The sequence below is a fragment of the Stenotrophomonas sp. P5_B8 genome (assembly GCF_054049855.1).
The window spans coordinates 1-5,766 of the sequence record NZ_JBFULO010000231.1; the positions used below are offsets into that span (position 1 = coordinate 1).

Sequence of the window (5,766 nt, forward strand, 5' to 3'; positions counted from 1 at the left end):
CGACTGCCGAATTCGCTGTTGTAGTCCTTGCCACCGCGCAGCTGGTTGATGGTGCTCATCACGTGCGTGGCGCGGTCCGGATGGTGGGTGTCCAGCCAGTCGCGGAACAGCGGCGCCACTTCCAGCGGCAGGCGCAGCAGCACGTAGCCGGCGGTGGATGCACCAGCATCGCGTGCGGCTTCCAGCACCGCTTCCAGCTCGGCATCGTTGATCCAGGGAATCACCGGCGCCACCATCACCCCGACCGGGATGCCGGCGTCATGCAGGCGGCGCATCGCGCGCAGGCGGGCGCGCGGTGCCGAGGCACGCGGATTTTAGTATGAGGGGACTAAGGGGTGGTTCCGGCATATTCGTCGAGGTCATTCGGGTACGTTGTCTGTGACGACTATCCATCTGCCCGAGGTGCCAGTGAAGCGTCGAGTGACGATGGATCAAGAGCGACCGGCGCGACCGTTAGGCAGACGTCGTATGGCGAATCCGGGCTGAAGAATGCCCTGACGAAGAGGGAATCCCCGCTCTGTGCAGAGTCTAGCCACGCCTCAACACGACTCGCAAGACCAAGCAGATCGCTCAAGCGACCTGCAATCCAATGACCGTCAATGATGGACGAGCTCCATGTGCCGATTTCCAGATATTCGTGCGGACCCAGATTGCGATGGCAGGAGATCCAGTCGTTATTTGGATCCGATGCATAAGCACGCAGTACCGCAACAAACGAACTCAGCCCGGTCACAGAGCCGGTGATTCGCCATTGCTTGGCATCATCGTCAAGCTCATAGTGAAATCTGAGATTTCTCCATTCATCCCGGTACCATTCTTAGGAAAAAATATTCATTCAATGGACCTGTGATCTTTCACTTCCACTTGGTATCTCGCTGCTGCCAACCTCGTCCATCAAGGAAATAGTCCCACTTCTCACCGTTACCATCTGTGTATCCCCAATGGGGASCATTGGGTGGAGGATGTCCGAAATCGGGGTGTAGCTTCCCTCCGGTATTTGGGTTAACCCAATTCCCTTTGGTACTTCCAGGTGGACCGCTAACCTTCCACTGCCATTCACCAGGACATTCTGCCGGTTGTCCGGTAGTGGAGGCAGCCAGGGACTGCGCCTAGCCGCAAGATCGGAACTCCAGTCATTGAGAGAGACGGAAAACCGTATACGTCAAGCACAGCGCTAGGCACGATGCGCAGAACGCGGATACCGCCTTTCCGGCTGGAGCCAGCCAAGCTGCCACACATCCGGCGGCGGCGATCGCTGCCGCCAATACTCCAACCGAGACCGCGGTTTCTGCGCCCGGAAACCACGCCGCAGCGCAGTCCTGACCGATTGCCGCATAATCAGGTTTCGCTAGATCCGTGGTGCCCTCGTCGAATATTTCGCTGGCAGGGCACAAATACATCAATAAGGTATGCAATGGCCAGAGCAACATGAGCACCGCTATGAATGCGGCGGCGGAAGCCGGCACCAGTGCAACCCATCGCAGCCACCTAGTCATAGCGATCTCTTCGATCGGGGCGGAAGCCCCTGAGGCGGGAGCACCGGGCGGGGCGGCGCATGGAACTCACGCGTGGTTCCCGGCATCAGACGATTCTTCGTTTTCGGAAAGAAGGGCATCCTTCTCCAGCTTCCTGAGATTCATCGCTCGCCCATCCTTGGTTCGGCCAATGCGCGGATCTTACCGTGAATAGTGAGCACACATCATTGCGGGAACTAGCTCATGCCACCACGCCGCTGATTGCCCGAGACATGGATCGTTGATCGCGACATTCGAGTATTGGCGCACATCAAGCAGAGTCTCTGGCATCGGTCTTAGAACAACGACCCCTGTGGCGAATCCACCCGSGGCGGCAACGGYCGCAAAAATTTGYCGCAATCCAGCTTCGGCCAATGRCTGTTCTGCGCGTCGAATCCGAGCCGCTTGCGCGCCAGCTTGAAGCGGCTCGACAGCAGGTCGGCGTAGACGCCTTCGCCGCGCATKCGACTGCCGAATTCGCTGTTGTAGTCCTTGCCACCGCGCAGCTGGTTGATGGTGCTCATCACGTGCGTGGCGCGGTCCGGATGRTGGGTGTCCAGCCAGTCGCGGAACAGCGGSGCAACTTCMAGCGGCAGGCGCAGCAGCACGTAGCCGGCGGTGGATGCACCGGCATCGCGCGCGGCTTCCAGCACCGCTTCCAGCTCGGCATCGTTGATCCACGGAATCACCGGCGCCACCATCACCCCGACCGGGATGCCGGCGTCATGCAGGCGGCGCATCGCGCGCAGGCGGGCGTGTGGTGCCGAGGCACGCGGTTCCAGTTTTGCCGACAGGTGCGGGTCCAGCGAGGTCACCGAGAAGTGCACGCTGACCAGGTTCTGCTCGGCAAGGGGCGCGAGCAGGTCGATGTCACGCTCGACCAACGCGTTTTTGGTGATCAGCGAGAACGGATGCCGGGTTTCCAGCATCACCTCGATCAGTTGGCGCGTCAGTTTGAGCTTGCGCTCGATCGGCTGGTAGGCATCGGTGTTGATGCCCAGCGCGATCGGCTGCGGCACGTAACCCGAGCGCGAGAATTCCTTGCGCAGCAGCTGCGGCGCGTTGGTCTTGGCGAACAGCTTGGTCTCGAAGTCCAGGCCAGGCGACAGATTGAGGTAAGCATGGGAGGGGCGCGCGAAGCAGTACGAGCAGCCGTGTTCGCAGCCCCGGTACGGATTGACCGACTGACTGAAGCCCACGTCCGGCGACTTGTTGCGGCTGATGATGCTGCGCGCGGTCTCGGCACGCACTTCGGTACGCAGACGCGGCGCGGCGAATTCTTCGCTCTCCTCGGCGTCCCAACCGTCGTACACGACTTCGCTGACGGTGGCCTCGAAACGGCCCGCCAGATGCGTGGTGGAACCTCGGCCTTTGATCGCGATACCCATGGTCAAAGGCTATCGCCGGGCGATCTCAGGGGTTGAGACGTACGGCCGATGCTTCCGGGAACAGTGGTTTGGACGGAGGGGAGCGGGGTGTTCATGGCAGGCGGGCCGCAGAGGTTAATCTTTGGTTAGCAGTATTACTAACCACAACCCCACTATATCCCGAAAGTCCCGCTACGACGGGCCTCTGGCGGTACAGGTACGAATTCGTCCCCAAACTTGTCCACAGGCCACACGGGCAGGACATCGTCGGTCATGGCGCCAGTCAACGGTCGGTGAGCGCCTTACAGTAACGCCAGATATCCCTTCACCGTGGCGTCCAGCCCGGCATACAAGGCCTCACTGATCAGCGCATGGCCGATCGAGACTTCCAGCACGTCCGGCACGGCCTGCAGGAAGTCGCGCAGGTTGTCCTGCGACAGGTCGTGGCCGGCGTTTACTCCCAGCCCGGCGGCCTGGGCACGACGCGCGGCATCGGCGAACAGGGCCAGCATCGCGCTGGCGTCACCGGCGGCATGTGCTTCGGCATAGGGGCCGGTATAGAGCTCGACGCGATGGGCGCCGATCGCCGCGGCCTGGGCGATATCCGGGTTGCCGGCATCGACGAACAGGCTGACGCGGCAACCGTAGGACCGGAGCTCGGCGATCAGCGGGCGCAGCCGCTCCCCGTCGCGGGCGAAGTCGAACCCGTGGTCGGAGGTGAGCTGGCCGTCGCCGTCTGGCACCAGGGTGGCCTGGGCGGGCCGGGTCTGCGCGCACAGCGGCAGCAGGCCGGGGTAGCCTTCGCGCGGCGGGGCGAACGGGTTGCCTTCGATGTTGAACTCGACGCCACGCCGGGCGGTGAGCGACGACAGCGCGACAACGTCTTCGGCATGGATGTGCCGGCGGTCCGGGCGCGGATGCACGGTGATGCCGTGCGCGCCCGCGTCCAGGCAGGCCGTCGCGGCCTGCAGCACATCCGGGTCGGTGCCGCCGCGCGAATTGCGCAGCACGGCGATCTTGTTGACGTTGACGCTGAGCTGGGTCATGGCACTACGGGGTGTCGGTATCTTCGGTGGCGGCCTGGCGGCGGGCCTGGCCCAGTTCGCGCAGCCGGCGCAGTTCGGCGGGATCGATCACGCTGGAGATGTCGCGCTGCAGGTTGCCGAAACGCGCGACGTACAGCCCGCGCACCCAGGCCAGCAGGAACACCAGCGTCCCCAGCAGGGACAGCAGCATCACCCCATCGTGGGGCGTCTTCAGCGCCAGCGCGAATGCGCCCAGCGCCAGCAGCAGGAACAGCCAATGCATCGTCATTCTCCCCGTTGACCGGGCAAGTGTAGCGCCGCCGGCCGCTGCGGTTCCACGTGGCCGGTCACAACAGCGGCGAGGCTAGCCGGGCGAACGCCTCGGGCACCCGGTGCCGCCAGAGCGAGCGCTTGCGGTCGTTCTGCACGCGCACGGCGGCGTCGAACTCGGCGGCCAGAATGCGCTCCAGCGCGGCCACGCGATCGGCATCGACGAACATCATCGACAGCTCGAAGTTGAGCCGGAAGCTGCGGTGGTCGAAGTTGGCACTGCCGACGATGCACACGTCCTGGTCGGCGATGAAGGCCTTGGTGTGCAACATGCGCGGGCCGTATTCGTAGATCTTGACCCCGGCCAGCAGCAGTTCGTCGAAGTAGGACCGCGCCGCCTGGGTGACGAACCAGGAATCGCTCATCTTGGGCACCAGCAGGCGCACGTCCAACCCGCCGAGCGCGGCCGAGGTGAGCGCCATGCGGGCCGCTTCGCCAGGGACGAAGTAGGGCGTCACCAGCCAGACCCGTTCACGCGCCTCGTGGATGGCCGCCACCTGGAGCCGGTGGATGGTTTCCCAGGCCGAATCCGGCCCGGACACCAGCACCTGCGCATCGATGCGCCCGTCCTGGCGGCTGGGCATGTCATGCGGCCACAGCTGGGCGATGTTGAAGCGTGCCGGCTCCTGCCCGGTGGCATAGATCCAGTCCTCCACGAATACCAGCTGCAGGCTGCGCACCACGTGCCCGACCACGCGCATATGCAGGTCGCGATAGGCGTCGGGACGACGGCTTTCGTCCTCCTCGTCGGTGATGTTGATGCCGCCGGTGAAGGCCATGCGGCCGTCGATCACCACCAGCTTGCGGTGGGTGCGCATGTTCAACCACGGCCGCTTGAACGGCTTGAGCAGCTGCCGCGGATGGAACCAGGCCACCTCGCCGCCGGCGTCCAGCAGCGGCTGCAGGAAGCGCTTGCGGATGCCCGAGGAACCCACTGCGTCCAGCAGCAGGCGCACGCGCACGCCGGCCTGGGCGCGCTCGACCAGCGCATCGCGCAAGGCGGTACCGGCGTGGTCCGGGTTGAAGATGTAGTACTCCACGTGCAGGTGGTCCTGGGCAGTCGCCACCGCCGCCAGCAACGTGCGGTAAGTCGCCGCACCGTCGACCAGCCACTCCACCTCGGTGGCCGAGCTGGGCGCCAGCCCGGTAGTGGCCTGGGCGATCTTGGACAGCTCGGTGCAGTCCGCGTCGGGCGGGCACACGCTGCTGTAGTGCTCCATGCCCGAGCGCGCGCGACCGCGACGCAGGCGCTGCCGCTTCACTTTCTGCGGGCCCAGCAGGTAATAGATGAACAACCCCAGGTAGGGCAGGGCGGCCATCGACAGGATCCAGCTCAGCGTGGCTACCGGCTCGCGCTTCTGCAGCATGATCCAGCCGGTCAGCCAGAGCAGGTAGAGGATGTAGGCCGCCACCAGCAACGGACGGAGGTGCGGGACGGCGTCGAGCCAGGCCGCGAGGGCAGGGTAGGTGGCGAGCATGCGCGGATGATAGCGGGCCGCGCGCGTCCCGTGCGCGCGCGCGGCGTTGGCC

At 64.5% G+C, this 5,766-nt stretch carries 4 protein-coding genes and 1 pseudogene; all 5 read right to left on the reverse strand.

All coding sequences use genetic code 11. From position 1 onward, the window contains the following. Window positions 1-311 (reverse strand): annotated as a pseudogene (locus ACXJKH_RS12995) (PA0069 family radical SAM protein); the annotation flags it as partial. 1,499 nt (window positions 312-1,810) lie between these two features. Further along, window positions 1,811-2,902, reverse strand: a complete 1,092-nt coding sequence (locus tag ACXJKH_RS13000) for a PA0069 family radical SAM protein (protein WP_457319837.1) — start codon at window positions 2,900-2,902, stop codon at window positions 1,811-1,813. 281 nt (window positions 2,903-3,183) lie between these two features. Further along, window positions 3,184-3,927 (reverse strand): pyridoxine 5'-phosphate synthase, encoded by a 744-nt coding sequence (locus ACXJKH_RS13005; protein ID WP_256776602.1) that lies wholly within the window; start codon window positions 3,925-3,927, stop codon window positions 3,184-3,186. A 4-nt stretch (window positions 3,928-3,931) separates the two neighbouring features. Then, window positions 3,932-4,189 (reverse strand): hypothetical protein, encoded by a 258-nt coding sequence (locus ACXJKH_RS13010; protein ID WP_457319839.1) that lies wholly within the window; start codon window positions 4,187-4,189, stop codon window positions 3,932-3,934. Window positions 4,190-4,253: 64 nt separating this feature from the next. Next, window positions 4,254-5,714: a cardiolipin synthase gene (gene cls, locus ACXJKH_RS13015; RefSeq protein WP_457319841.1), complete on the reverse strand. Its 1,461-nt coding sequence runs from the start codon at window positions 5,712-5,714 to the stop codon at window positions 4,254-4,256. Window positions 5,715-5,766: the final 52 nt, after the last annotated feature.